21 protein-coding genes are annotated in these 26158 nt (G+C 66.0%); 9 read left to right on the top strand and 12 right to left on the bottom strand.

The window, feature by feature from the left end:
* Positions 1-73: 73 nt before the first annotated feature.
* From NFI08_RS01210 to NFI08_RS01225, 4 genes are all read left to right on the top strand, one after another.
* Entirely contained in the window at positions 74-1048 is a 975-nt protein-coding gene (locus NFI08_RS01210) for a Bug family tripartite tricarboxylate transporter substrate binding protein (protein WP_108449946.1), read from the top strand.
* On the top strand, positions 1045-1479 hold the full coding sequence (locus tag NFI08_RS01215) for a tripartite tricarboxylate transporter TctB family protein (protein WP_222516032.1): 435 nt from the start codon (positions 1045-1047) through the stop codon (positions 1477-1479). Before NFI08_RS01210 ends, NFI08_RS01215 begins: the two co-directional genes overlap by 4 nt.
* 95 nt (positions 1480-1574) lie before the next feature.
* Positions 1575-3080 carry a tripartite tricarboxylate transporter permease gene (locus NFI08_RS01220; RefSeq protein ID WP_045991091.1) on the top strand — a complete coding sequence of 502 codons (1506 nt, stop codon included), beginning with the start codon at positions 1575-1577 and terminating at the stop codon, positions 3078-3080.
* Between the two features lie 215 nt (positions 3081-3295).
* Positions 3296-4366, top strand: a complete 1071-nt coding sequence (locus NFI08_RS01225; RefSeq protein WP_349586631.1) for an AbrB family transcriptional regulator — start codon at positions 3296-3298, stop codon at positions 4364-4366.
* A gap of 31 nt (positions 4367-4397) precedes the next feature.
* Here the strand turns inward: NFI08_RS01225 and NFI08_RS01230 are convergent, their stop codons facing one another.
* From NFI08_RS01230 to NFI08_RS01245, 4 genes are all read right to left on the bottom strand, one after another.
* Positions 4398-5492: an alpha/beta hydrolase family protein gene (locus NFI08_RS01230; protein ID WP_045991093.1), complete on the bottom strand. Its 1095-nt coding sequence runs from the start codon at positions 5490-5492 to the stop codon at positions 4398-4400.
* A 35-nt stretch (positions 5493-5527) separates the two neighbouring features.
* Complete coding sequence (locus NFI08_RS01235; protein ID WP_349586635.1) at positions 5528-7099, bottom strand: GMC oxidoreductase; 1572 nt, start codon at positions 7097-7099, stop codon at positions 5528-5530.
* Positions 7096-7716 (bottom strand): hypothetical protein, encoded by a 621-nt coding sequence (locus NFI08_RS01240; RefSeq protein WP_146164648.1) that lies wholly within the window; start codon positions 7714-7716, stop codon positions 7096-7098. The genes NFI08_RS01235 and NFI08_RS01240 overlap by 4 nt, the downstream gene beginning before the upstream one ends.
* A 170-nt stretch (positions 7717-7886) precedes the next feature.
* The gene (locus tag NFI08_RS01245; protein WP_349586638.1) at positions 7887-9620 is read right to left on the bottom strand and encodes an alkaline phosphatase D family protein; all 1734 of its coding nucleotides are present in this window, start codon (positions 9618-9620) and stop codon (positions 7887-7889) included.
* Between the two features lie 180 nt (positions 9621-9800).
* On the opposite strand from NFI08_RS01245, the gene xseA reads away from it, so the two are divergent.
* Positions 9801-11195, top strand: coding sequence for an exodeoxyribonuclease VII large subunit (gene xseA / locus NFI08_RS01250; RefSeq protein ID WP_349586641.1), 1395 nt, complete (start codon positions 9801-9803; stop codon positions 11193-11195).
* Between the two features lie 120 nt (positions 11196-11315).
* Here xseA and glrR read toward each other — a convergent pair whose 3' ends face one another.
* From glrR to NFI08_RS01280, 6 genes are all read right to left on the bottom strand, one after another.
* Entirely contained in the window at positions 11316-12701 is a 1386-nt protein-coding gene (glrR, locus tag NFI08_RS01255; RefSeq protein ID WP_045991097.1) for a two-component system response regulator GlrR, read from the bottom strand.
* 54 nt (positions 12702-12755) lie between these two features.
* Positions 12756-13343 carry a hypothetical protein gene (locus NFI08_RS01260; RefSeq protein ID WP_231498601.1) on the bottom strand — a complete coding sequence of 196 codons (588 nt, stop codon included), beginning with the start codon at positions 13341-13343 and terminating at the stop codon, positions 12756-12758.
* A complete protein-coding gene (locus NFI08_RS01265) occupies positions 13340-14848 on the bottom strand; it encodes a sensor histidine kinase (protein WP_124803404.1) in 1509 nt (502 codons plus the stop codon). Before NFI08_RS01265 ends, NFI08_RS01260 begins: the two co-directional genes overlap by 4 nt.
* A gap of 810 nt (positions 14849-15658) precedes the next feature.
* Positions 15659-16969 carry an amino-acid N-acetyltransferase gene (argA, locus tag NFI08_RS01270; protein WP_045991098.1) on the bottom strand — a complete coding sequence of 437 codons (1311 nt, stop codon included), beginning with the start codon at positions 16967-16969 and terminating at the stop codon, positions 15659-15661.
* A 237-nt stretch (positions 16970-17206) separates the two neighbouring features.
* On the bottom strand, positions 17207-18472 hold the full coding sequence (locus NFI08_RS01275) for an inorganic phosphate transporter (RefSeq protein WP_045991099.1): 1266 nt from the start codon (positions 18470-18472) through the stop codon (positions 17207-17209).
* Between the two features lie 83 nt (positions 18473-18555).
* Entirely contained in the window at positions 18556-19236 is a 681-nt protein-coding gene (locus NFI08_RS01280) for a TIGR00153 family protein (protein WP_045991100.1), read from the bottom strand.
* Positions 19237-19371: 135 nt separating this feature from the next.
* Here NFI08_RS01280 and NFI08_RS01285 point away from each other — a divergent pair, with 135 nt between their 5' ends.
* Positions 19372-20253 carry a CYTH domain-containing protein gene (locus NFI08_RS01285; RefSeq protein WP_349586649.1) on the top strand — a complete coding sequence of 294 codons (882 nt, stop codon included), beginning with the start codon at positions 19372-19374 and terminating at the stop codon, positions 20251-20253.
* A gap of 98 nt (positions 20254-20351) precedes the next feature.
* Positions 20352-21329: an ion transporter gene (locus NFI08_RS01290; RefSeq protein WP_253028785.1), complete on the top strand. Its 978-nt coding sequence runs from the start codon at positions 20352-20354 to the stop codon at positions 21327-21329.
* A 174-nt stretch (positions 21330-21503) separates the two neighbouring features.
* Here the strand turns inward: NFI08_RS01290 and NFI08_RS01295 are convergent, their stop codons facing one another.
* A complete protein-coding gene (locus tag NFI08_RS01295) occupies positions 21504-22127 on the bottom strand; it encodes an L-threonylcarbamoyladenylate synthase (protein ID WP_045991103.1) in 624 nt (207 codons plus the stop codon).
* Between the two features lie 79 nt (positions 22128-22206).
* Entirely contained in the window at positions 22207-23259 is a 1053-nt protein-coding gene (locus tag NFI08_RS01300) for a PHP domain-containing protein (protein ID WP_349586652.1), read from the bottom strand.
* Positions 23260-23479: 220 nt separating this feature from the next.
* Here NFI08_RS01300 and NFI08_RS01305 point away from each other — a divergent pair, with 220 nt between their 5' ends.
* Complete coding sequence (locus tag NFI08_RS01305; RefSeq protein ID WP_045991104.1) at positions 23480-23779, top strand: YciI family protein; 300 nt, start codon at positions 23480-23482, stop codon at positions 23777-23779.
* 275 nt (positions 23780-24054) lie between these two features.
* The gene (mnmC, locus tag NFI08_RS01310) at positions 24055-26100 is read left to right on the top strand and encodes a bifunctional tRNA (5-methylaminomethyl-2-thiouridine)(34)-methyltransferase MnmC2/FAD-dependent 5-carboxymethylaminomethyl-2-thiouridine(34) oxidoreductase MnmC1 (protein ID WP_349586656.1); all 2046 of its coding nucleotides are present in this window, start codon (positions 24055-24057) and stop codon (positions 26098-26100) included.
* The last annotated feature ends 58 nt before the right edge of the window (positions 26101-26158 follow it).

The following is a 26158-nucleotide window of genomic DNA, read 5'->3' on the forward strand; positions in this document are numbered from 1 at the left end:
AGTCGGCCTAGCATCTCTCACGTTAAAGCACCCCGGTTTCATCAATCCATAATAATAGTTGTCAGGAGTCCGCATGAAGAATATCACAGCTCTGCCCGCCGCCCTGCTGCTCGGCGCCAGCCTCAGCGTCGGCACCGCCCAGGCCGCCGACGAGGCCGAATGCATCGCCCCGGCCAAGCCCGGCGGTGGCTACGACCTGACCTGCCGGCTGGCCGCCAATGGCCTGCTCGAGACCGGCCTGATCGAGGACCCAATGCTGGTCACCTACATGCCCGGCGGCATCGGTGCGGTGGCCTACAACCACGTCAATGGCGTGCGCACCGACGACCCCAACCTGATCGTCGCCGCCAGCACCGGCGCTGCGGTCAACCTGGCGCTGGGCAAGTTCGGCCAGTACGACGCCAGCGAAGTGCGCTGGGTCGGTGCCCTGGGGGTCGACTACGGCGCCATCGTGGTCAAGGCCGACGCGCCCTGGCAGACCCTGGATGAGCTGATGACGGCGCTGCAGGAAGACCCCACCCAGGTCGCCTTCGGCGCCGGTGGCAGCGTGGGCAGCCAGGACTGGATGAAGGCCGCGCTGACCGCCAAGGCCGCCGACGTCGATCCGCGCAGCCTGCGCTACGTGGCCTTCGAGGGTGGCGGTGAAGCCCTGGCCGCACTGCTTGGCAACCATATCCAGGTGTTCTCCGGTGACCTGTCGGAGCTCAAGTCCCAGCTCGAGAGCGGCGACATCCGCGTGCTGGCGGCGCTGTCCGAGGAGCGCATGGGCGGCCCCTACGCCGAGATTCCCACCGCCGCCGAACAGGGTTACGACGTCCAGTGGCCGATCTGGCGCGGCTACTACATGGGCCCCGAGGTCAGCGACGAGGCCTACCAGGCCTGGGTCGAGCGCCTCGAGAACCTGGCCGGCAACGAGACCTTCGCCGAGCTGCGCGAAGCCCGCGGACTGTTCCCCATGGCCCGCTTCGGTGACGACTTCGACGGCTACGTCAAGGATCAGGTCGCCGGCTTCAAGGAGCTGGCCACGGAAGTGGGTCTGACCCAATGAGTATCGCCGCCGACCGCTGTCTGGGTATCGCCCTGATGGGGTTGGCGGCGTTTACCGCCGTCAACGCCCTGTCCCTCGAGGTGCCTTTCAGCTACGACCCCGTCGGCCCCAAGGCCTTTCCGCTGGGGCTCTCCATCCTGCTGGGGCTGCTGTCGCTGGTGCTGGTGATTCGCCCGGGTGAAAACGGCCACTGGCCCGACAAGCGCCTGGGATTGCGCCTGGTCGGCGTGCTGGTGCTGCTGCTGGTCTACGCCGTGCTGTTCCCGCGCCTGGGCTTTTTGTTGAGCTCGATGCTGGTGATCGCCGCCCTGGCCTGGCTGTTCGAGGCCAGTCCGCTCAAGGCCGTGGCCACCGGTGTGTTGATGGCGCTGGGCGGCCAGTGGCTGTTCACCCATGGCCTTGGCATCGGCCTGCCCGGCCTGCCGTGGTAGCGCGAACCGCCGCCCTGAAGCCAGCTCCTGTAACAGCTCAGCTGCCAGCGCTGCCCCAGCCCTGACCGCCACCGATCCCTGATCAAGGTGTTCCCATGTTCGACTTTCTTATTGAAGGCTTCGGCGTCGCCCTGACGCCGCTCAATCTTGGCCTGGCCTTCCTCGGCGCGCTGCTGGGCACCCTGTTCGGCGCCCTGCCGGGCATCGGGCCAATCAACGGCATCGCCATCCTGATGCCGCTGGCCTACACCCTGGGCCTGCCCGCCGAATCCGCGCTGATCCTGCTGGCCGGCATCTACACCGGTGCCGAGTACGGCGGGCGCATGTCCAGCATCCTGCTCAATGTGCCCGGCGACGCCGGCGCGGTGATGACCACCCTCGATGGCCATCCGCTGGCCAAGCGTGGCCTGGCCGGTCCGGCGCTGGGCCTGTCGGCGGTGGCGTCGTTTGTCGGCGCCACCATCGCCATCATCGGCCTGACCCTGTTCGCCCCGCTGCTGGCCCGGGTGGCGGTGATGTTCGGCCCCGCCGAATTCTTCGCGCTGATGGTGTTCGCCTTCTCGTCGATGTCGGTGATGATGGGCAAGGACCCGATCAAGACCGCCATCGGCGCCGTGCTCGGCGTGCTGATCGGCACCGTCGGCGTCGACTCCGGCACCGGCGTGATGCGCTACACCTTCGGCATGCCGGAGCTCTATGACGGTATCGACTTCGTGGTGATGATCATCGGCCTGTTCGCCATCAGCGAGATCCTGCTGATGCTCGAGCACGCCCATCGCGACGACGTCGATGACACCCTGCCGCCGCTGGGCCGGGTGTTCGTCAGCCTCAAGGAAGTGATGGCCTGCAAGGGCACCATGCTGCGCTCCGGCGTGCTCGGCTTCATTATCGGCGTACTGCCCGGAACCGGCGCCTCGGTGGCCGGGGCGGTGTCCTACACCACCGAAAAGCGGCTGGTGGACAAGGACAACACCTTCGGCACCGGCGACATGCGTGGCCTGGCGGCGCCCGAAGCGGCCAACAACGCCTCCGCCGCAGGCTCCTTCGTACCGATGCTGACCCTGGGCATCCCCGGATCCGGCACCACCGCGGTGCTGCTCGGCGCGCTGATGCTCTACAACATCACCCCGGGTCCGATGATGTTCACCGACAACCCGGAGGTCGCCGGTGGCCTGATCGCCTCGTTGTACATCGGCAACCTGGTGTTGCTGGCGCTCAACCTGCCGCTGGCCGGGGTCTTCGCCAAGGTGCTGACCATCCCGCGCTGGGTGCTGGTGCCGGCCATCGCCGTGCTATCCTTCGTCGGGGTCTATCAGCTGCATTCCGACCTGACCGCCATCTATCTGATGCTCGTCATCGGTGTCTTCGGCTACCTGCTGCGCAAGCTCGGCTTCTCGCTGGCGCCGGTCATCCTCGGCTACGTGCTGGGCGGCCTGATGGAAGAGAACCTGCGTCGGGCGTTGGCGATCAGCGGTGGCGACACCGCCATCCTGTGGCAGTCCGGCATCTCGCTGTCGCTGTGGATCGCCGCCTCGGCGCTGCTGGTACTGCCCTGGCTGGTACCCAAGCTGCTCAAGCAACGGCCCTCGAGCCAGGCTTGATGCAACGGGCTTCAGGGCCATGCTCGAGTCGCCCCGGCAAAGGCCCTGGCATCGCTCTTATATGGCCCGCACGAAGCCCCTGCGTAGCCCTTGTGTAGCCCTTAATGTAGCCCTCGTGTAGTCCCTGCGCGGCGCCATCTGGCGCCGCGCGCCGTCGTCAGGCTCGATCACCACCACCTGTGCACAGAGTACAGGCAACGCACACAGGAGACGCCATGCCCGCCGCCCCCACACTCCTTCCCCCCGGCGCCTGGCGCTTCCTGCCCACCCTCGCCCTGGGCGGCCTGGGCGGGGTCATCGCCTACCTGATCGACCTGCCGCTTCCGTGGCTGCTCGGCGCCCTGATCACCACCACCCTGGCCAGCCTCGCCGGGGTGCGCCTGGGCTCGCCGGGACGGTTGCGCAAGGGGGTTCTGGTGGTCATCGGGGTGATGCTGGGCTCGGCCTTCACCCCGGAGCTGTCCGGCGATATCACCGCCTGGGCCGCCAGCGCCGCAATCATGCTCGCCGCCACCGCGGTAATGATGGTGGTGGCGGTGGCCTTCAGCTACCGCGTGGCCGGTCACTCGCTGGACACCGCGCTCTACGCCGGCGCCCCGGGCGGACTGTCGGCGCTGTTGATGATGGCCCACGAGTCTGGCGCTGACCTGCGTGCCGTCGGTATCACCCACGCGGTGCGTATCCTGGTGCTGCTGCTGGCGATTCCACCGATCCTCGGCCTGTTCGGCCACGTGGATCTGGCCGGCGCCAGCAACGGGCCGGCCCAGTGGAGCCAGCTACCCTCGCTCGCCGGCACCGCCTGGCTGGTGGTAGCGGCGGCGCTCGGCGCCGTGGTCGGCCGGGTGCTGCGCCTGCCCAACGCGCTGCTGTTCGGCCCGGCGCTGGCGTCGTCGCTGCTGCACTTTTCCGGGCTGACCCACGCGGTGCTGCCACCGGCGCTGATCGCCCTGGCTCAGGTAGTCATCGGCACCTCGGTGGGCGTGCGCTTCGTCGGCGTGGCGCTATCCGACATGGCGCGGCAACTGGGTCTGGCGGTGGTCCAGGCGCTGATCCTGGTGGTGCTGGCGGTAGCGGCAGCCTGGGTCGGCCAGGCGCTGACCGGCATCTCGGTGGCTGCGGCACTGCTGGCCTACATGCCGGGCGGGGCGCCGGAGCTGAGCCTGGTGGCGCTGTCACTGAATATCGAACCGGCCTTCGTCACCTCCCACCATCTGCTGCGCATCACCGTTCTGCTGGTGGCGTTGCCGCCGCTGGTGGGCTGGGCCCATCGCCGCCTCAGGGCCTGACGGCATCTGGATTCAGGTGTGGCGCCTGGGCTCAGGCGTGGGCGTTCAGAAACGTCATCAACCGGGGAAAGACCTCACGGTCGACCCGGGCGCCCATGAACACGTCCTGATGGCCGTAGCCGTCGATGATCGCGAGCTCATGGCGGCCCGGGGCGACCTCCTCCAGGGCCCGGTGACAGTGCACGTTGCTGTCGGTGAAGACGCGATTGTCGCGTCCCGTCAGCAACAGGCAGGGGGTATCGACGCGGCGCGCCTCGAGCAGGTAGTCGTCGGGTAGCGCGGCGTATTCGGGCGCCTCGCGCATCTTCACCGTGCGATGGCCCCGGCCCAGCATCTTCAAGACATGCCGGTGGTAGTTGAGCCCTACCGGGCCGTAGAGGTCACCACCCCGTCGGTGGGTGCGCTCGTCCAGGTTCTCGTGGTTGTACAGTGCCGGCCAGCCGGTGCCCCACATCAGCGACAGCATATGGCAGGCCGGCACGTCGCATTCGCGGTGGAACAGCGATACGCCTTTCGACAACAGCTTGCCCAGCGTGAATCTTGGATCCTCGCTCCAGCGCGGGCTGACGTAGGGCTGCTGGAAGATGCGCTCGATCACGAAGGGAAAGATGTGGCCCTTGATCCTCGACCAGCGCGGTACATGGGGCGTCAGCGCAACGCTGTTGAGGATGCAGGAGCGAATGCCGCTGACGGTGCCGCCGAACAGTGCCATGGCGAAGCCCATCGAGCCGAGACAGTGGGCGATCACGTGCAGCTCGACGTCGTCACCGGCGACCTGCCGGATCTTTGCCACCGCCGCGGGAAAGTCAAACAGCGCACAGTCATCCATGGAGTAGCGGTTGGGCTGCAGGTTGTAGGGGTGGCGGTTGCTCATGCGGAAGTCCAGCGTCCACACCTCGTCGACCCCTTCGTCCAGCAGGAAGCTGACCAGATTGCGATGCTCGGGCTGGATGAACATGTCGCTGGAGGTGGTCAGGCCGTGAACGATCATTACCGCCATGCGCCCCTGGCCACGACGAAAGCGCAGCAGTGACAGCCCCAGGCCGTCCTCGGTACAGAAGCCGTGCTGGGTGACCCCGGCGTCGACAACGCCGTCGAGGGTATAGAGGGGGATCTCGCGGGCCATGATGTTACCTCCCGGTGGGTCGCCGCTTCCGTCTGCTAGGCCAGCATCCGCGCCATGGCGCGCTCGGCCAGGGCGGCGATGGTGCGCGAGGGATTGAGCCCCAGCGCGCGCGGCACGATGGCACCGTCGAGCACGTACAGTCGCGGATAGCCGAACACCTCCCCGGCATGGTCGACCACCCCGTCCCAGCGATTCTCTCCCATGGGACAACCGCCCAGTGGGTGCGGGGTGATCAAATAGTCCAGCAGGCGCCAGCTCGGTGGCTCGATGGCGACGCCTCCGGTGGCCGCGCTCAGGCGCTTGTGGCGTTCGCACAGCGCCTGCACCGTGGCTCGCGACGCGGCCACCCGATAGTCCAGGCTCAACGACGGCTCTCGCTCCAGCCAACGCCGCGTCAGCCTCAGCACCCCGTCGGCGGTGTCCATGCCCTGGCCGAACCAGGGCATCAGGCAACGATCGGGGTCATTCTCCTTGAGCGCCTCGGCCAGCACCGCGCGCCAGCCACCCCGCAACATGCTCGCGGTGGCGGAGCGCGACAGCAATTGCGTCAAGGCGTGGGCGATCAAGTCAGGGTAGCCGCCGTCCTCGACGAAGTAGCGCTCACCGCCGTCGCTGCCGTCGAGATAGTCGATGGCGGCGCTGATGGTCGGCCCGCGACAGGCATCGATGCGTCTGTTCGGGTAGATCGCGGGGGTCAGGAAATCGCCATTGGCGCACCAGTGATGGCCGAGCAGCGGCGACAGTTCCGGCAGGGTGCGGTACTGGTCCCTGGCCCGCAGCAACAGCTCGGTGGACCCCAGCGAGCCAGCGGCAAGGATCACTCGCTCGGCGCGCTCGTGACGGATCGTCGGCGCGCCTTCCAGATGCTGAAAGGTCACCCGGTAGCCCCCGGATTCCGGCACCAGCGATCGCACCATGCTCAATGGACGGACCTGTGCCCCCAGCTGCTCCGCCCGGGCCAGGTAATTCAGGTCAAGGGTATTGCGGGCCCCCACCGGGCAGCCGATATCGCAATAGCCGCAGTGGATGCAGGTCCCCTGTTCCTTGCCGTGGACATTGAGGGCCTGCCGACTGTGTCGACGGTGGTGAGGCTCACTTAGCTGATAGTTCCAGTCGGGGTCGAAGCGCACCGCCAGCGGCAAGGGGCGAAAGCGATCGCCGTCACCGCTGCGCACGGCGGCCTCCTGGACCAGTCGATAGCGCTCGCTGACCTGGCCCGCGGGGACCTCGGCCACCTCCAGCATCTGGCCTACCCGGTCCTGGTAGGGGACGAGTTCATCGAAGTCGATCGCCTCCGGCCAGCCACTGTCGAAGGCGAAGCGCTCAGCCGGCACCGAGACATTGGCGTAGACCAGCGAACCACCACCCACGCCAGCGCCCTGTGCCACCGCCATGCGTGAAAAGAAGCGCAGGTCGAGCCAGCCATGGCGCTGCCGCGGCGCGTCCACATCGAAGCACCAGTCATCATCCGGCCCCCGGGGGAAGTCCTCGCGCTCCCAGCGTCTTCCGCGCTCGAGTACCAGCACCTTGAGCCCAGCCTCGGCGAGCCGGCAGGCCGCCACGGCCCCACCAAACCCTGACCCCACCACGATGGCGTCGTAGTTCATGCCTCGGGCTCCCGGCGAATGACCCAGGGCGCATAGAGGTGCCACAGTTCACCAAAGAAGAAGCGACCGAAATCCGCCACCGTGCGCAGATCCCCTTGGCCCGTCGGCGTCATGGTCTTGAGCATGGCCATCAACTCGGCCACGCCCAGGTGCAGGATGCCCGCCCCGAGAATGTCGGCCGTGGCGCTCTCGCCCTCGTGCAGGGTGGTATAGAGGGTGGTGGTATCGCGCCAGAGATCAGGCCCCGGATCGTCGTTGACCCGCTTCACCCCGTGCAGGAACAATCGCCGCTCATCCAGTTCCAGAACCGCGTCGTAGACCATCTGACGCCCCGCCCCGGGGCCCTGGGAAAACAACTGAAAGTCGCCCTCGAGAATCACCAGCCCAAGGCCCAGCGGGGCAAAATCGACGACACCACCCAGCCTGCCGTGGTGGCGGTCGTCGGCCAGGAAGGCGCCCATGTCATCGATCTGGACCTTGGCGTGGAGGGCCAGTTCGGTGCCTTCTGCATGCCCCAGCCGTTCACCACGCTCGGGCGCCTGGCTTCCGAGCGAAAAATGGCCTCGCATGGTTTCCTCGAACAGCAATCCCGCCAGCATGGGGTTAGTCGTATTCACCGCCATTTCTCCAGGAAAGGACCTGCTCCTGCGCCTGTCGTCCGGGCCGCCCGCCCTTTGGCGACCGGCCCGTCAGCACTCTTCCAACGAGCACTCTTCCGACGAGCGCTCTCCAGCCCAGCGCCCTTCAGCCCCGCTTTCGACATTGCCGCTACCGGCCATATCGCTCGCTACCAGGGCACCAGCGCCAGATCGTTATAGGGCACCACGGAGCCATCGGGGTCCGTCACCCTGACTTCATCGCCGTAGCGATCGATCACCTTGACCCGCAGACGGTGGTGAGCGCGGTCCAGCTCCAGGCGACAGAAGTTTTCCTGCTGATAGAAGCCAAAGGCCCGGTAGTGCAGCGTCACGTCACCATCAAACAGCGGAAAGCCATCCACCTGACCGGGCAGACGGGAGTCGTGAACAAAACCGTTGGGGTCCCCGTCGGCCCAGAAGAACGGCCAGTACAGCGCCGAGGAGGTGACGTCATACAGCCGTCGCGGCTCGCCACCGCCCCCTTCCACCACCATCTCGGCGATATTGGCGCAGTGCACGTCGCCGCTGAGGAAGATCACATTGTCGATGCCGGCCTCGACGATATGTTCGACCAGCGCCTTGCGGGTGGCCGGAAACCCCGACCAGCTATCGCTCTCGGCACGCCGGGAGAGGTTGGTCCGCACCAGATCCGTCGGCGCCTGGGCGTCATGGCCATCCAGGGCCGGATCGAGCCTTTCATCCAGCGGACTGGGCGCGAACACCGTCGAGGTAACGACAAACTTGGGCATCGCACCGCAGCGGGCCTGCTGGTCGCTCAGCCACCGGAGCAGCACATCCAGCTGGGAAGGATGCTGAGGGTCGATGCTGGGCCGTCCCAGCAGATGGTTGTCCATCACCCGGTTCTCGCGACCGTAGGTACGATGGGTACGGGTGTCACAGACGAAGAAGGGATAGCCGCCGCAGTCGAAGTGATAGTGCAGATGACGCCCGAAGCTGCGCGGGCAGTGTGACCACTGGTAGCTCATGTAGGCGCCAATGGCGACATTGAACAGCTCGCGCTTGGCGGCGAGGCGGTCACGATGCCAGTTGTCCTCGATCTCGTGGTCATCGAGGATCATGTACACCGGTGCCTGGCGCAGGAAGTGGCGCATCTGCGGGGAACCAAAGGCCTGGCGATAGCGGTCCTGAAACTCGGCGAAGGTCTCGGCGCGACCGATCGGCACGAAGCGACTGTACTGATCGGCGTAGATCTGATCGCCCACCAGCAGGCTGAAGCGCGCCGCCGGCCGACTGCCTCGACGCCTCAAGTGACTGGCCATGGGGCCGAAGATGCGATCGGCTTCCTTGGTCTTCCACAGGGTACCGGGATAGCGACAGGACCCCAGCAGAAAGGCCAGTCGTGGCTCCACTGCGGCGGCGAAGGTGGTGAATTCGGCCTCGTAGTGCTCGCCATCGAGGTCGGCGAGCAGCGACGCCATGCCGTTGACGTCGGGCAGCCTGGCGGCGATCTGGGCGTCACTCAGGCTTTCCACGTCGGGCGTCGTGTCATCCAGGGTGAGGGTCGCGACACGCACCTTGTAGCGGGTATCGGGCGTCAACGGCACCACCCCATCGGGTTGGCCCAGCGGCGCCACGCCATCGATCGCTCCCAGACCTTCCTCGGCCCCCAGCTCGAAGGTCCCGGTACGATCAAACTCCCGGTGCAGACGAAAATAGAAGGCGTGGGGACGTGACGGATCACCGTCGATCAGGCGGGGCAAGCCATTGTCCTCGACCACCGCCAGCAGGCCCACGGTGCGCAAGGACGCGGTCAGGTCGACGCCATCATCATTGGGAGCGATACCGCGAACCCACAGCCGACAGCTGTGAGCCGTGGTGTGCCCCACGATAGGCCCGATATCGGGCGCGCGAAGTCCCGACATGTGCCCTCCTCCGTCGCAGCGGCGCGTGCGAGGCAGACCGGTTGCCCGCCTGTCCCGTTAAGCGTAGTTCGACTTTGCTGAAGCGGCGACCTGGGCTCTGGTAACCTGTCACTTGCCAGCGTGGTCCTGCCAGTCGCTGATGCTCGCCGATTCTCTTCAATGCCAGCCCAGGAAGCCTCCATGACAGCGACGTCGGATAGCGCCCAGGACGTACTCTCGGTCAGCGACCTCAATCGACGCGCGCGCGCTACGCTGGAAGCCGATCTCGGCGAACAGTGGATCGAAGGCGAGCTGTCGGGGGTCTCGCGCCCGGCCTCGGGGCACGTCTACTTCACCCTCAAGGATGAACGCGCCCAGGTGAAGGCGGTGCTGTTTCGCACGCGTGGACGCTTTGTGTCGACGCCCATGCGTGACGGTGATCTGGTGCGGGTGCGCGCCCGAGTCTCGCTGTTCGAGCCCAGGGGCGACTACCAGTTGATCGTCGAGGCGGTGCAGGCCGCCGGAGCCGGCGCCCTGCTCGCCGCCCTGGCGGCGCTCAAGCAACGCCTGGGCGACCAGGGGGTCTTCACCAACGCTCGCTCGCTGGCCTTTCCCCCGCGACATCTGCTGGTGCTGACCTCCGCCAGCGGCGCCGCCCTGCGCGACGTGCTGGCGGTACTCCAGGCACGCTGGCCGCTGGTCACGGTGACCCTGATACCGGTACCGGTCCAGGGGGCCGAGGCGGCGCCCGCGATCATCGCCGCCCTGGGCCTGCTCAATCGCCAGGCGACGCTGGACCCGGACAGGGACGTGGTGCTGATCACCCGTGGCGGCGGCAGTCTCGAGGATCTGTGGGCCTTCAACGATGAACACCTGGCCCGAGCGATCCACCACTCGCGCCTGCCGGTGATGTCTGCGGTGGGCCACGAGACCGACCAGAGCCTGTCGGATCTGGCCGCCGACGCCAGCGCACCGACGCCCTCCGCCGCCGCCGAACGTCTGGTGCCCTCGCGCCAGGAACTGACGGCCCGGCTAACCCAGGCAGACAATCGTCTGAAGGGTGCACAAGCACGCCTGTTGCAGCGGGAAGGCCAGCGGCTGGATCACCTGCGCTCGCGCCTGCGTCACCCCGGCGAGGCGATCGCACGTCAGCGCGATAGTCTTGGCCAGCTGAAGGAACGCCTCGGACGCGCCATCAGCGGTCGAGTGGTCGCCGAGCGGCGCCGCCAGACAGACCTGGCTCACCGTCTGTCGCTGCGCTCGCCCGGACTCACCCTGGACGAGAATCGGCGCCAACTGAGCCGCTTGAGACGCCGTCTCGACGGCGCCCAGCGGCTATCGCTGGTCCATCGGCGCGAGCGCCTGGCGGCCGCTGCTCGGGAGTTGCAGGCGGTCAGTCCGCTGGCCGTACTGGGTCGTGGCTACGCCATCCTCACCGCAAGCGACGGCCAGGCGGTGCGCCGCGCCGATCAGGCCGCGCCCGGCGAGCGACTGCACGCTCGTCTCGCCGAAGGCGAGCTGGACGTCGAGGTGATCGAGACATGGCCGGCAGGCAAGCAGGCCACCGGCGACCGGTCGGACGACGACGGGGCCTAGGTTGTCGGCATCTTGCGGGCGGCACCTTGCCGACGAACCGCCGCCGGCTGAAGCAGCCGGACGGGGCCGGAGCGGGGATCTTCGGGGGCTCGGCCCATCGGACCAAGCCTGCCCATCGGGCTAGCGAGAAGGGCTTGCCACCCCCGGCTTGAACGAGGCGGGTTCCAGCTCATGGCGGGACAACAGCTTGTAGAAGTCGGTGCGGTTACGTCCGGCGATGCGCGCCGCCTGGGTCACGTTGCCCTCGGTGATCTTCAGCACCTTGACCAGGTAGCTACGCTCGAATCCTGCGCGAGCGTCGTTGAAGGTCGGCATGGCGTTGTCTTCCGCCGCCAGCGCCTGGGCCACCAGGGCTTCCGGGATCATCGGCGCACTGGACAGTGCCACGCACTGCTCGACCACGTTGACCAGTTGACGCACATTGCCGGGCCAGGCACAGGTTGCCAGCAGATTGAGCGCCTCCGGCGAGAATCCCTTGACGAAGGGCTTGTGGCGCGACGCCGCCTGGGCCACCAGATGCTTGACCAGAAGCGGCACATCCTCGGCGCGATCCTTGAGCGCCGGCAGCTTCAGGTTGACCACGTTGAGGCGATAGTAGAGATCCTCACGGAACTCACCTTCATGCATGGCCTGATCCAGATCGCGATGGGTCGCCGACAGCACCCGCACGTCCACCGGCACCGACGTGGTGGAGCCCACCGGGCGCACCTGACGCTCCTGCAGTACCCGCAGCAGCTTGACCTGGATCGCCAGTGGCATGTCGCCGATCTCGTCCAGGAACAGGGTGCCACCGTCGGCCGCCTGGAACAGCCCGCCGTGTTCGCTGATGGCCCCGGTAAAGGCGCCCTTGGCGTGGCCAAACAGCTCGCTTTCCAGCAACTGCTCCGGCAGCGCGCCGCAGTTGATCGCGATAAAGGGCTTGTCGGCGCGGGCACTGGCCTTGTGGATGGCATTGGCCAGCAGCTCCTTGCCGGAGCCCGATGGTCCAGTGACCAGCACGCTGACATCGGACCCCGCCACCATCCGCGCCTGCTCGAGAATACGCTCCATTTCAGGGCTGCGGGTGATGATCTCGTCGCGCCAGCTGTCATCACCTTCGCCGCTGCTGGCGGTATTGGACAGAGCATCGTCGATGGCCCCGAACAGCTCTTCGCGGTCCACCGGTTTGGTCAGAAAGCTGAACACGCCCTGGCGAGTGGCGCTGACCGCATCCGGAATCGAGCCATGGGCGGTCAGGATGATCACCGGCAGGCCGGGCATGCGCCGCTGAATATCCTGGAACAGCGCCATGCCATCCATTTCATCCATGCGCAGGTCAGACAGCACCAGATCCGGCCGCCCTTCTTCCAGCCGTTTGAGCGCCTCGCGACCGCTCTCGGCGGTGGTCACCCGATAGCCGCGGCTTTCCAGGCGCATGCCCAGAAGCTTCAGCAGGCTGACATCATCGTCTACCAGCAGTACATGGGCCGATGTCCTGGCGTTCGCGGTCGCTGCGACTTGCTTCATATCACCGTCTCCACAATTTCACTCCATCCGCTGTCGCTGGTTGGTGCTCTGCTCTCATTCCGCCTGCTGTCGCAGATTGATGTTCTGCTCGATGGCGGTCATCGCATCGAGCTTGTCTGCCAGTTCCTTGTTTTCCTGGCGTAGCCGAGCCACCTCGCCATGATGGCGACCGGCGCGGTCATCCAGGGCGCGCCGCCCTTCGAGTTCGTTGAGCCAATAGCGCAGCAGGGGCTGGAGTTCAACGGGCGCCAGGCTCAGGTCCGCCTTGTAAAGCTCCGACGCCTGGTCCCACTGGGCTTCGCTGCCCCAGCTCAAGGCCACGGCACGCCCCAGGCGTTGCTCGGGCGCATGACCTTCCAGCCGCGCCAGCATGGCGTCACGCCACTGGCGATCGCCACGCTGGGAGGCCAGACCGAAGGCGATCCAGTCGGTCAACATGCAAGAAGACTCGGCAAAGGTCGGCACCTCTGCATGGCAGGTGGTCAGATCGAGCGCTTCGACCGCCGGTGTTTCGTCACCGACTGACTCGATAGGCAGCATTTCGCAACCGCTGATCACCAGCATCAGACTGACAACAGCGGCAGGGCCGACGACTCGGGTAAGCGAGCGTCGAGGTGTCAGGGTCACACCCCTTGAGTTCATAGCGTCAGGTTCCTTGCGTCCTGGCCCGTCAATGCGGGCCTTGTATCGTTATGTAGGCCGTAATGTCGGCCATCTTCCGGTGGTGCTGCCGGCAGCGTCAGTCGAAAGCACACCGGCCACTCGGGATCATCGATCAGCTCGAGCCGGCCGTGCTGCAGACGAGCGCAGTCGGCCGCCACGGAGAGTCCGATGCCGGAGCCCTTGAGCGCACCCTTGCGTCGTGCTCGTCCCTGGTAGAAGGCCTCGAAAAGGTGGTCACGGTCCTGCTCGGCGATCGGCTCGCCGGTGTTGGCCACCTCGAGCTCGAGCCTGTCGTGGCGTGCACGGGCGCGAATCAGCAGCTTGCCACCATCCTCACCGTAAGCCACGGCGTTGGACACCAGATTATCGAGCAATCGGGCGGTGGCCTGATGATCGGCACGCCACTGCAGCGGGCCCGAGAACACTTCGACCGCCATCTCCTTGGACTGCAGGCTCAATCGATGCTTGGCCAGCACCTCGCGTGCCACCGTGGCCATGTCGAGGCGCTCGATGGCCGCACTGCGGTGGTGCTGCAACAGATTATAGTCGAGCAGTTGCTCGATCAGGCGCTGCAGTTCGGCGCCGCTGGCGTCGATCAGGTCCAGCACTTCACGCTGACGCGGGCTCAACTCACCGGCCACGCCATCGGACAACAGCGCCGATCCCTCACGAACGCTGGCCAGCGGTGTCTTCAGTTCATGGGACATATGGCGCAGGAACTGCTGTTTCTGGGCTTCGAGCTCTTCCAGGCGATGGGTCAACCAGTCGAGCCTCTCGCCCAGCGCCACCAGCTCTGCAGGACCCTGAACGTGGCGCTGCTGGCTGTCCTGATAGCCACTGCCGATGCCGAGGATGCGCCGCTCGAGCTGACGCACCGGGCGTATGATCAAGCGGGTGAACAACAGCATCAGCATCAGACTCGCCGAGACCAGCGCCCCGGTCTGCCACCACAGGCGTTGCTGCACTTGTCGAGCCCGTTCACGGATGGCGTCCAGGCGCAGATCGATGCGCCTGTTGGTGGCCTGGCGCATACCCTCGACGTGTCGGGAAAAAGCTACAAAGTCGTCGAGCGAAGCCGCGTAGGCCTCCGGCGGCTGTTGCGGCAGGGTCGCGAGTTCGTCGAGCAGGCGTTCCAGCGCCTGGATGTCGGGGTCATCGGGCAGCAGCAGGCGCTGGCGCGCCAGCAACTCACGGAACTCGGCCAGACGATCGGCATAGATGTCGAGCAGGCTTTCTTCCTGGATCACCGCGTACTGGCGCGCACCACGCTCCATTTCCACCGCCAGCGACCCCAGGGTGCGTGCCCGACGTGTCTCGGACACCGCCTGACGAGCGCTGACCTCGGCCAGCCGCGACAGCTCCGACAGCGCCTGGCCAGCCTGGTACATCAGCACACCAAGCGGCAGCATGACCACCACGAAGGCCAGCAGCACCAGTTGCAACAGCGAGCGAGGGCGCCAACGGCGCGTGGCAGCAGAGGTCATGACCAGAGTTCTGTGAAGGAAGGTGAATGAAGCGTCCATCAATCCATCCAGAAGAATACCAGAATTGGCCCGTTACCCCCGCGTCAAACGCTCAGCCGACTTCGCAAAAAACCGTATGAAAAAAAAGGGGCCGGCTAGGCCGGCCCGAATACGCAGGGAACTGAAGGGTCGAAAACAGATCAATCGATGGCCTGGTCCGCCCATTGAACGGTTTTCGGGTGGCCCGAAGGGCCCGAAGCCAAGGTGCGATCGTCGTTACCAGGAACCTGATCTCACCTCTCGGATGGTCTCCCATCCTGCCTCGTTCTGGCTCCGTCGCCTGGGCGGCGGAGCGAAAGACTCCCCCGAAGGGGTCGGCTTCCTTGCCAGAGCATCCTTGCTCTTCACGACACCTCTCCATGCCTGATCGGCCGGTGCCGTCTCATCGCAACCTTGTGTCGCACATCACGCGGAGCAGGCGCTGGGGTCGTCGGAGTCGCACAGGGCAGTGATTTCTCCGCCGATCCCGGAAGGACAACGACACTTGATCGCCACCTTCCCTGCTCGCCAAGACTATTGCGATCACCGTGCCAAAAACAAAGTAACCTATTTATTATCAATAACTTAAAATTATCAAAAATTGCCAACCACAGCCATCTTGAGCGTCATGGCCGACTTTCGAGGTCTGAACCTTGAACAAACGTCGCCAAATCCAGACGCAAAACGAGCCAAAATCAAAATACCCTTACTTAACAAACAATTACAGCGTCTCCAAATGGAGACGCCGTAATGGTTGGCCGAAACGTCGACGAGCACCTTCCCTGCTACGCCCTACAAGGCCTTGCTCATTACCTTCGACTTCCGCGCATGATTGTAGGCGTCGCGTCGCAGCGGTGGCAGTTCATCGAGCGCCGAGGGGACAAAGCCGTGCTCAAGAAACCAGTGGGCAGTGTGAGTGGTCAGGGCAAACAGACGATCGATGCCCTGGCGCCGGGCCTGACGCTCGATCTCTGCCAGCAGGCGTTCACCACGGGCCCCGCTACGATAGTCCGGGTGCACCGCCACGCAGGCCAGCTCACCGACGTTGGCGTCGTCGAAACGGTGCAGGGCGGCGCAACCGATGACCATGCCATCACGCTCGATCACCAGGTAGTCGTCGATCTCGTGCTCGAGCCGTTCGCGGGATCTCGGGACCAGCATGCCGCGCTTCTCCAGCGGATCCAGCAGTTCCAGTAGCCCGCCGATATCCTCCACGCCCGCCGCTCGAAGCTGTTCGTAGCGATGCTGGGTGATCATGGTGCCGACGCCGTCACGGGTGAAGAGTTCGCCCAGCAGAGCGTCGGCGTCTCGCCAGGACAACAGGTGGGTGCGTGCGACGCCATGGGACGCCGCCTCGCAGGCGGCTCCCAGGTGGCGTGCGCGCTCCTCACCGATAGAGGCGTCGTCCAGCAGCGGCCGCGCCTCCGCTGGAGACAGCTGTCGCAACAACCGCCCGCTGTCATCGCGCAGACCGTCGGATTCCCCCAGCAGGATCAACTTGTCGGCCTTCAGCGCCACTGCCACTTGCTGGGCGACCTCTGCGGCGTCCAGATCGAAGACCTCGCCAGTGCTGGAAAACCCGAGCGGCGGCAGCAGCACCAGCGAGTGCTGCTCGAGCAGGGCTCTGACCGCCCCCGAGCGGACCCGGCGTACCTCGCCGGAACGCTGGAAGTCGACGCCGTCACGCACCCCGAGGGGCTTGGCCATGACCAGATTGCCGGACACCGTGGTCAACTCGATACCGTGCAGCGGCGTGTTGGGCAGCCCCAGAGACAGCCGCGCCTCGAGCCACAGGCGTTGCTCGGCGGCGACCCGCTCGACCCTGGCCATGATGGTTTCGTCGGCGACCCAGCGCCCCTGATGGCGCACCGGCGAGATACCCTCGGCCTCGAGCACGCTGTGTACCTGATGGCGAATGCCGAAGGCCACCACCAGCTTGACCCCCAGGGTGTGCAAGAGCGCCAGGTCCTGGATCAGCGACTCCCCTCGCCCCGCCGCCATCGCCTCTCCTTCGACCAGCACGACGAAGGTGCGGCCACGGTGGGCATTGATATAGGGCGAGGAATGGCGAAACCAGTCGACGAAGGAAAAGGACGTGTTCAAGGACCGGACCTGCTGCGGCGGACAAGGAGAAAGGAGTTCTCACTATATCAGAGCCTGCTATCGACCCACACCCGCCCCGCCCGTTACGCCCTGCTGCCACCTGCGCACCTGTGAATGCCAGACACGACAACGGCGCCCGAAGGCGCCGTAGCGGGTGTGTGTGGTGGGGGGGGAGGAGTGAGCAACACGATCGCAAGGCGATCTCGCCTGTCAGCCCTATCGCCCCTTTCCAACCCGTTAGTTGAAGATCCCCTTGAACATAAAGAAGAACATGATCGCAAGGCCCGCCCCTGCCGGCAGGGTGATCAGCCAGGACATCACGATGGTACCGATGACCCTCAGGTTGAGGGCGGCAAGACCGCGGGCCAAACCCACGCCCAGCACCGCACCCACCAGGGTGTGGGTGGTCGAGATCGGCAGGCCGGTTCCCGAGGCCAGCACCACGGTGGTGGCGGCGGCCAGGGTGGCGGCGAAGCCACGGCTCGGGGTCAGCTCGGTGATGCCGGTGCCGACGGTGGCGATGACCTTGTGACCATAGGTCACCAGGCCGACCACGATGCCACCACCGCCCAGCACCAGCACCCACCAGGGCACCGCCGAGGCGCCTTCGATGCTGCCATGCTCATGCACCACGCTGATGACCGCGGCCAGAGGGCCGACGGCATTGGCCACGTCGTTGGAGCCGTGGGCGAAGGCCATGGCACAGGCGGTGAAGATCATCAGCACGCCGAACACCCGCTCGACACCCTCGAAACCGAAGGAGTCGGTCTTGCGCTGGCTACGGCCGATGCTGCGCTCGCGCCAGATACCCAGGCCCATCAGCGCCAGGCCAAAGAGCACCGCGATCAGCAGACTCTCGAACGGAGCAAGGTGCAGGCCCACGTGCTTGAGGCCCTTGGTCAGGGTCACCATGGCGACGATGAAACCCACCAGGAACACGTACATCGGCACATAGCGCTTGGCGGCGGCGAACGGATCGTCGGCTTCGAACACCAGACGCTGCACCGACTTGAACAGCATGAAACCGATGGAGCCCGCCAGCAGCGGCGAGACGATCCAGCTGGCGGCGATCTGGCCGACCTTGCCCCAGCCCACCGCCTCGATACCGAGCCCGGCCAGGGCAAAACCGACGATGGCACCGACGATGGAATGGGTGGTGGACACCGGCCAGCCCTTCATCGAAGCGATCAGCAGCCAGGTGCCGGCGGCCAGCAGCGAGGCCAGCATGCCGTAGACCAGGAACTGGGGGTCGTTTTCCAGAAGGGCCGGATTGATGATGCCCTTGCGGATGGTTTCGGTGACCTGGCCACCGGCCAGCCAGGCACCGAGAAATTCAAAGATGACGGCGATGATGATCGCCTGCTTGATGGTGACCGCCCGTGAACCTACGGAGGTACCCATGGCGTTGGCCACGTCATTGGCACCGACGCCCCAGGCCATGAAGAAACCGAACGCGCAGGCCAGTAGGATGAAGATGTCACCGTGCTGGGCAATGATCGACATGGGAGAAGATCCCTTGATTGCTGACTGAGGAAAGTCTGAATGACGTCAGACCGCCCGCGGGCGGTCGGATGGAAAGACGGTCTTCAGTTCGCCGTCATGATCTGGAGTCGGCTGCCGACCCGCTCGGCGCGGTCCGACACTTCTCCGATCCATTCGATGATCTGATAGAGGAACATCACGTCTACCGGCGGCAGGTCCTTCTCGAGGGCGAACAGCTGGCGACGAATGGCGATCTGCTGCTCGTCGGCACGCTGCTCGAGATCATGCAGCCCACGGATCAATTTCTGCATCAGCTCGGTGACATTGCGTCCGAAGCCGGATTCGAGCAGGTCCTTGAGTTCCTCGAGGGCCTGACGCGCCTGGGCGACACAGTCGACGGCGGTGGCGATGTACTCGCGCATCGGGGTCGCCAGGGCGTCGGGTACCTGCATCTGGCGGCCGAGCATGATGCCGGTGATGTCGCGGGTCTTGTTGGCGATCTTGTCCTGAACGCTGACCAGGTCCAGCAGGTCCGAACGGGAAACCGGCAGGAACAGGGTGTTGGGCAGGTTCAGCCTCAGCTCGGTCTTCAGCGAGTCCGCCTCGTGTTCGAGCCGGGTAATCACTTCACGATGCGAGGCCGCCGCATCCCAGTCGCCCCTAAGGGTCGCCTCGAAGAAGGGCAGCAGCTCGGCAGAGCAGTCGTGCGCCTTTTCGATATGGGCCAGCAGCGGTTGAAAGGGGGAGCGGCCAAACATCGCCGAAAACGGATTTGATGTCACCATAGGGAGTCACGGACACTGGAGAAATGGCGGCGACAGTATAGTGACCCCAAACTGTCACGTCATGGAAAAAATACTGCCTCACTAACGTCACATTGATGTGATTCACCCTCCATTATCCCTGCCAGGACGCTCCGCATGAGCCATGAAGTCGAACTCAAACTCGCCCTGGGGCCGGATGGCCCGGATGCGCTACGACGCCACCCCCGCCTCGCCGGAGAGGCTTCCCGCCGTCAGACGCTGGTCAATACCTACTACGACACCCCTGAGGGAGATCTCAAAGAGGCCCGCGTCGCCCTGCGTCTGCGGCGTATCGGCGACGAGTGGCGCCAGACCCTGAAGACCAGCGGCCAGGGCGGTGGTGGCCTGTCCACCCGGGGAGAATGGGAATGGAAGGTGGCCGGCGACACCCTCGACCTGGAAGGTCTCAAGGGGCTCGAGACGATCCAGGCATTGGACGAGACCCTGCTGACCCGCCTCGCCCCCTGCTTTACCACCGACTTTCAGCGGGAGGTGTGGCTTTTGCAAAGCGATGGTGGCGAGGTCGAAATCGCCCTCGACGAGGGCGAGATTCGCGTGGGGGAGCTAAGCGTTACCATCCGCGAGGTCGAGCTCGAGCTCAAGCGGGGAGACGCCAGACAGCTACTGGAGCTGGCCGATGGCTTCGCCGAGAGCGTCCCGCTGCGCCCATCGGACACCAGCAAGGCGGCTCGCGGGACGGCACTGGCGGAGGGCTGGCGGCTGCCGTCCGGCGACAGCCCCTCGACCCTGCTGCATCGCCTGGTGGTCGCCCTCGACGCCTACGCCGACACCCAGGACAGCGGCTGGATGGTCACCGCCCGGGAGACGCTAGAGCGGCTTGCACAGTGCTCGTCGGCGCCCGGTGTCGGTGAGGAAGTCAAGCACCTGCAAGGCTGTCTCGATGACGCCGAGCACCGTCCCGACTGGCTCAGTGCCGAGGTCGGCGCCGGCCTGTTGAGACTCGGTCGCCGGCTACCCGACAACGTCGAGATGGAGTAACGTCAATAGCGAGCAACGCCGACGATGGCCCCATTTCCTGTAGGCGATAACCCAATCCCTGCAGGAGAATGCCCCGAGACCACAAGGACACGCCCGTGATCAACGGCTACAAGCCGGCCGCCGAAGGCCTCAAGACGCGCATCTTTCAGATCATCTTCGAGTCGGATACCCGGCTGGCCAAGGGCTTCGACATCGCCTTGATCACCGCCATCCTGGCCAGCGTGCTGGTGGTGGTGCTGGAGAGCGTCGATAGCCTGCGCATGCAGCATGGCGAGCTGTTCAGGGCCATCGAATGGACCTTCACCATCCTCTTTACCATCGAGCTGGTCCTCAGGCTCTACTGCCTCGAGCGGCCGCTCAATTATCTGAAGAGCTTCTACGGCACCGTCGACCTGATCGCCATCCTGCCGAGCTGGCTGGCGCTGCTGATCCCCGGGGCCCAGTCGCTGATCGTCATCCGCCTGCTGCGCAGCCTGCGCATCTTCCGGATACTGAGACTGATGGAATTTGTCGGCGAGGGACGCCTGTTGATCGACGCGCTGAAGCGCAGCGGCCACCAGATCTTCCTGTTCCTGTTCACGGTGTTCATGCTGGTGACCATCTTCGCCTCGATGATGTATCTGATCGAGCCGAGGGAGGCCGGCTTCACCAGCATTCCCGTAGCCATCTACTGGGCGGTGGTGACCCTGACCACGGTGGGCTACGGCGATATCTCGCCGGTGACGCCGCTTGGCCAGGCCATCAGCGTGGTGGTCATGTTGATCGGCTACTCGATCATCGCGGTCCCCACCGGGGTCTTCTCCGCCGAGGTAATCCGCTCGATTCGTGCCGATCGCTACTCCGACGAAGCCTGCCCAGGCTGCGGCCACGACCGCCACGAGCAGCGTGCCAAGTACTGCCTGATCTGTGGCACCTGGCTCGACGAGGACACCCCCGACCCCAACGCACCGAAGGAAGAACCTGAAGAGGAACCGGAGGACGACGGCGGCGGGGAAGAAAAGGCCAAGCGCGAAGATGACGACGATGATGGCGACGATGGCGTCAGCAATCCCGACCGCAGCGGCCCCTCTGTCTAAGGCCCTGGCCGCAACGGGCCCTCTGTCCAAGGCCCTGGCCGCAGCGGGCCCCTGTCCAGGGCGGGGGGTTCAGGAGAGCGAGCCAGGGACGGGACCGGTCGAAACATCGTGGCGGCATGCGCCAGTCGGCTTGCTGACAATGCGCCGCATGCTTTCGCTGATTTGCGTCGAGTGCTACTCCTGGAAGGGCGAGATATCGCCGCGCCCTTCGCGCACGATGACCGGCGGCATGTCGCGCAGATCGATCACGCTGGTCGGCTCCAGCTGACAGGCGCCACCGTCGATCACCAGATCCAGGTGCGCACCGAAGCGATCGCGAATCTCTTCGGGGTCGGTCATCGGCAACGCCTCCCCCACCGGAATCAGGGTCACGCTCATCAGCGGCTCGCCCAGGCGTTCAAGCAGGGCACGCGAGATCTCGTGGTCCGGCACCCGAACGCCGATGGAGCGGCGCTTGGGATGCAGCAGCAGCCGGGGCACCTCGGTGGTGGCGTGCAGGATAAAGGTGTAGGCGCCTGGGGTGTGGGCCTTGAGCAGGCGGAAGACGGCGTTGTCCACCTTGGCGTAGGTGCCGATCTCCGACAGGTCCGAGCACACCAGGGTGAAGTTGTGCTTGTCGTCCAGCGACCTGAGCCACTTGATCTTCTCGATGGCCTTCTTGTCCCCCAGGTGGCAGCCCAGGGCGTAGCCCGAGTCGGTCGGATAGGCCACCACTCCGCCCTTGTGGATGATCTCGACCGCGCGGTCGATCAGGCGCTTCTGGGGGTTGTCGGGGTGAATCTGAAAGTACTGGGTCATGTTGCCTCCCTGGCGAACAAACGGGCAAAAGAAGTTGGCGAAGAAAGCACGAGGCGCAGCGCGGGCCTTCCCTCTCAGACTAGACCGAATGGGCGGCGTTCTTGTCTTCCGGGCTCTTGTCTTCCGGGCTCTTGTCTTCCGGGCTCTCGCCTTCCGGGCTCTGGTCTTCAGGGCCTAGGGCGCGCGGGGTGTCATCGTCCACGCTCTCATTTATCGCGCCAGGGCCCGCCACGTCCGTACTCGCCGCGCTGGCGAACCAGGCGGCAAGGCGCGGATGGGCCCACACCGGCGCCACCGCGGTGCGCGGAATCGGACTCATGCTGCCCGGTGCCAGGTGTCCTCCCGGAAAGTGAAAGTCGCTGCCCAGCGATCCGTACAGGTCGCGCTCCATCAACTGTCGCGCCAGGTCCCGGGTGACATCCGGGTTCTGGAAGCCGCTGACCAGCTCCGCCGCCTGGCCCCCCGCCCGACAGAACTCATCGAGCAGCAGGCCGCGCTTGCGCCGGGTCAGCTTGTAGCGAAGGGGATGAGCCAGCACCGCCACGCCGCCGCTGTCGAGGATCCACTCCACCACCTCGGACAGGTAGGGCCAATGCGACTTCACGTCACCGATCTTGCCGTTGCCAAGATACTTGCTGAAGGCCCCGGACAGATCCGCCACCAGCCCTTCTGCCACCATCACGTGGGCGAAGTCGGGGCGATTGAGCGGCCGGTCGCTGCCGGCCCAGGCACGCGCCTTGGCCAGCCCGTCGCTCAGGCCGATGCGCTCGAGTCGCCGGGCAATGGTCTCGGCACGCTTCTCGCGGGCGATGGCCTGCTCGGCAAGGCCGGCCTCCAGCATGGCCCCCGGCCCCGACGGCAACAGCCCGACCACATGGATATTGAGTCCCCGCCACTGACAGGACAGTTCGCTGGCGGGCAGCACCGACAGCCCAAGCTCGCGGGCGCGAAGGTCGGCCTCGGCGACTCCCTCGAGGCTGTCATGGTCGGTCAGGGCGATATGCGAAAGCCCCTTGGCGTGGCACAGCGTCACCAGTTCCGACGGCGCAAGAGCGCCGTCGGAAGCGGTCGAGTGCATATGCAGATCGATGGCGAGGGCCGTGCCCTCGAAGGACTCAGGAAGGGCTGGCATGGGACAGGAAACTGGCTCCTCGACATGACGCCGGGCGGCGACTTTGACAGAATATGGCCTCCATGGTGCGCGTGGCGCCTGCCGCGGTCAATGCTGGTTGCGTCGCGCATGCGCCTCCCCGAGCCGGGTGATCGTCATCCAGGATGCCGTAGAGCGGCATCCGACCGCCCGGCGAGTCTGCCCGGGCCAACGTCAACCGGGCCCTATCGAGGAACTATCGATGCTCTACGCGATCATCAGCGAAGATGTGGACAACAGCCTGGAACGTCGACTGGCCGCCCGGCCCGACCACCTGGCTCGACTCGAGGCCCTGCGCGATGAGGGACGCCTGGTGCTGGCCGGACCGCACCCGGCGGTGGACAGCGAAAATCCCGGAGACGCCGGCTTCAGCGGAAGCCTGGTGGTCGCCGAGTTCGACGACCTGGCCAGCGCCCAGGCCTGGGCCGATGCCGACCCCTACATGATCGCCGGCGTCTACGCGTCGGTCACCGTCAAGCCGTTCAAGAAGGTCCTGCCCTGAGGCGAGCCGAGTGCCTGCCCCGCGCACCTGGCGGGATCGCGGGCACCCAGCTTCTGGCACCTGTTCGTGGACAGGCGATGTCCTGGCTGCCGTTCACGAACAGCCTGTTTGCACAGGTCTTGTTCACAGCCTGCTTGTTCACAGCCTGCTTGTTCACAGAGTCTGTGGAAAAGTCTGTTGAAACGCCGCGGACGCATTGCTGTAACCCTGTTGCCACGCCCTCGACAACAGAGTGATCAATTCTTGACCAGCCCCGCCAGCCGGAAATCTTCGACGTGACATCATCTCCAGATGGCCTCCCCGCCCTGACCGCCGCCACTACCGCCGAACTGGACTGGCGCGAGGACGACAGCGGGATAAGCCCTCACTCCCGTGCCTTCGACGATGTGTACTTCTCGCGCCACGACGGTCGCGCCGAGACCGAGCACGTGTTTATCGCCGCCAACCGGCTGCCCCAGCGCTTTGCCGCCTGGCACGAGCAGCGCCCCTTCGTGATCGGTGAAACGGGCTTCGGCACCGGGCTCAACGTGCTGTGCGCCTGGCACAGCTTCGAGGCGCTGGCGCCCCCCGGGGCGCGGCTGCACATCGTCTCCACCGAGCGCTATCCCATGAGCGCCGAGGATCTGACTCGGGCCCTGGCAGGCCAGCCGGATCTGGCCGACAAGGCAGCGGCGTTGATTCGCCAATGGCCGGCGGCGGTCACCGGGGTGCATCGACTGGTGCTGTCGCCACGGGTCATTCTCGATCTGCACCTGGGTGACAGCAGCGAACGCCTTGCGCTGCTCGACGGCCTGGTGGACGCCTGGTTCCTCGACGGCTTCGCCCCCTCGAAGAATCCCGAGATGTGGCAGCCTGCACTGTTCGCCGCGATGGCGGCGCACTCCCGCCCTGGCGCCACCTTCGCCACCTTCACCTGCGCCGGTATCGTCAAGCGCGGGCTCAAGGCCGCCGGCTTCACCTGGCGCAAGGTACCGGGCCATGGACGCAAGCGCGAGATGCTCGCCGGTGAGATCGACTCGCCTCCCGACGATACCGGCAGACGTCACACCCCCTGGTTTCGCCCCCCTGAGGCGCGACCCTGTCGGCGCGTGGCCATCGTCGGCGCGGGCATCGCCGGCTGCAGCGCCGCCGAGGCGCTGGCCCGACGCGGTGTCGAGGTCACCCTGATCGACGCTTCGCGACCCGGCAGCGGAGGCTCCGGCAATGTCCAGGGCGCGCTCTACGTGAAGCTCGCCGCCGACACCAACCACCAGAGCCGGGTCTATCTGAGTGGGCTGCTCTACAGCCAGCGCTGGCTCGCCCGGCTCGACCCCGAGCAGCGCCTGTGGTCGCCCTGTGGCGTGCTGCAACTCGGTGCCAACGAGCGCGAGGCCCGTCGTCAGCGACGCTTTCTCGATCACCACGGCCTTCCCCACACGGTGGTGCGTGGCATCGACGCCGACGAGGCCTCCAGCCTCGCCGGGCTCTCGCTGCCCCACGGCGGCCTTTACTATCCGCTGGCAGGCTGGGCCAGGCCGCGCGAGCTGTGCGAGCAGCTCGCCCGCACGCCAGGGGTGACCTTCGTCCAGGCCAGCATCGACAGCATCGAGCCTCTGGAGGACGGCGGCTGGCGTCTTGTCGGCAGCCACGCCCTGAAGGGCGATCACACCAGCGTCGCCATCGAGGTGGATCAGGTCATCGTCGCCGCCGCCTATCGCTCGGCTGACTTCAGCCAGGTCACTGGCCTGCTGCTGCAGGCGGTACGCGGCCAGGTCAGCCGCGCGCCCCTGGCGCTCGAGGCCCCCGCGCCGAAGCGAGTGGTCTGCGCCGGTGGCTACGTGGCACCGCCGCTGGATGGCGTGCTGACCTTCGGCGCGACCTTTGCCCCGGGGCGTAGCGACAACGACACCCTCGACGAAGACCACCAGGCCAACCTGGAGGAACTCGACAGAACCCTGCCGGGCTACCTCGACCAGCTGCGCCAAGCCGGCCACCCGCTGGCGCTCGAGACTCTCGACGGTCGTGGCGGTGTGCGCTGCGCAAGCCCCGACAAGACGCCCTACGCTGGCCCGCTACCCGATCAGCCGGCATGGCTTCGCGACTACGCGGTGCTGGCCAAGGACGCCACCCGGGTGCCGGACGTCGCGGGCAGCCACCATCCCGGCCTGTGGATCAGCGCCGCCCACGGCTCACGGGGGCTGGCCAGCGCGCCGCTGTGCGCCGAACTGCTGGCCTCGCGGATCTGCGATGAACCGCTGCCGCTGGAAGCCCCCCTGGCCGACCACCTGCACCCGGGGCGGCGGCTGATCCGCGATATCGTCCAGGGCAAGCGCCAGGGCTGACTCCAGGATGAGCACCAGGGCTTGCTCCAGGGCTGGACGCAAGCAGCAACGCCCAGAC

This window comes from Halomonas sp. EF61 (assembly GCF_040147045.1).
GTDB lineage: Bacteria > Pseudomonadota > Gammaproteobacteria > Pseudomonadales > Halomonadaceae > Halomonas > Halomonas litopenaei.